Consider the following 1101-nt stretch of genomic DNA (forward strand, 5'->3'; position numbering starts at 1 on the left):
CTGGCAGGTGCGTCGAATTCTGCGTTCCGATGTGCCCTCTCTGCAGGCGGTCGAAGCAGTGGCGGTCGTGATGCCGACCTACTTACTCTTGGTGTCCATCACCTATTTTTCGGTCGAGCATGCGAGCGTCGGCAGTTTCACCGAACCGCTGTCGCGTATGGCGGCCCTGTACTTTTCGCTGTCGGTGTTCTCGACCGTCGGCTTCGGTGACATCGCTGCACAGACGGACCTTGCCAGGGGACTCGTGAGCCTCCAGATCGTCTGCAATCTGGTGTTGATCGGATTCGGCGTTCGATTCGTCGTTGCCGCAGTGTCGTGGGCGTAAGCGCACCGCTCGCCTTCGAGCGGACCTGAAGTCACCCAGGACACTGCGGCAAACGGAGTCATCGTCCGGTGTGGACCAACAATTCGACGTTCTGGTCGACGCCGGTACCCGTCAGCTTCGGGTCGCGGTGGATGTCGTTGAACGACAGTTCGCGGTACAGCGAGGCGAGCCCGGCTGCCGACTTGTCGCTGTAGTCGACGGAATTGGGGCTTTCCGCTTCGAAGAGCGTCGCAAGCAACGACACCGTTCCGTCATGGTTGTCCGCGATCTCGATGATGCGTCCGAGTTGCGGGTAGTCGATGTGAGAGGCGGTGTTGATCTCCCAGAAGCCCTGCTCGGGGGTCGCGCCGGGCCACGGGGTGATCTTGTTCTCGTGGGTGTGTCCGTTGACCCAGGCAAGTACGTTCGGGAAACGATGCAGCAAGTCGAGAAGCTGTGAACCGCGCAGGCGTGGCTCGAGGACGTTCTCGGGGTCGGGAACGAGATTGTCCATCGTGTCGCTCGTGTGGTGACTGAACAGCACGAAATACGTGTCGCTGCGCGACTCGGTGACACGAGAGCCCGCGGCGTCGTAGTAGGTGCTGCTGCCGGCGCGCAGGGTGTTCTCGATCCACTGGAACTGAGCGGCGCCCAGCGAACCGTCGACAAGGCCTGCGCGGTTGGTGGAGTCCATGCTGATACCGACGACGCCCGGTGCGATCTGGAACGAGTAGTAACCGATACCGGTTTCTCCGGCGTCGGGAGCGAAACCGTGCCCGACGGGACCGGGACCGGTG

The 1101-nt window shown here is 62.1% G+C and carries 2 protein-coding genes; one reads left to right on the forward strand and one right to left on the reverse strand.

Annotated features, from left to right (window positions below; translation table 11 throughout):
- A partial coding sequence (locus ABT116_RS49370; RefSeq protein WP_351648193.1) for an ion channel occupies nt 1–325 on the forward strand: 325 nt, incomplete at its 5' end.
- 58 nt (nt 326–383) lie between these two features.
- On the opposite strand, the gene ABT116_RS49375 is transcribed toward ABT116_RS49370, so the two are convergent.
- A partial coding sequence (locus ABT116_RS49375) for a TIGR03767 family metallophosphoesterase (RefSeq protein ID WP_351648195.1) occupies nt 384–1101 on the reverse strand: 718 nt, incomplete at its 5' end.

The sequence above is a fragment of the Streptomyces sp. NPDC002130 genome (genome assembly GCF_040296465.1).
GTDB lineage: Bacteria > Actinomycetota > Actinomycetes > Streptomycetales > Streptomycetaceae > Streptomyces.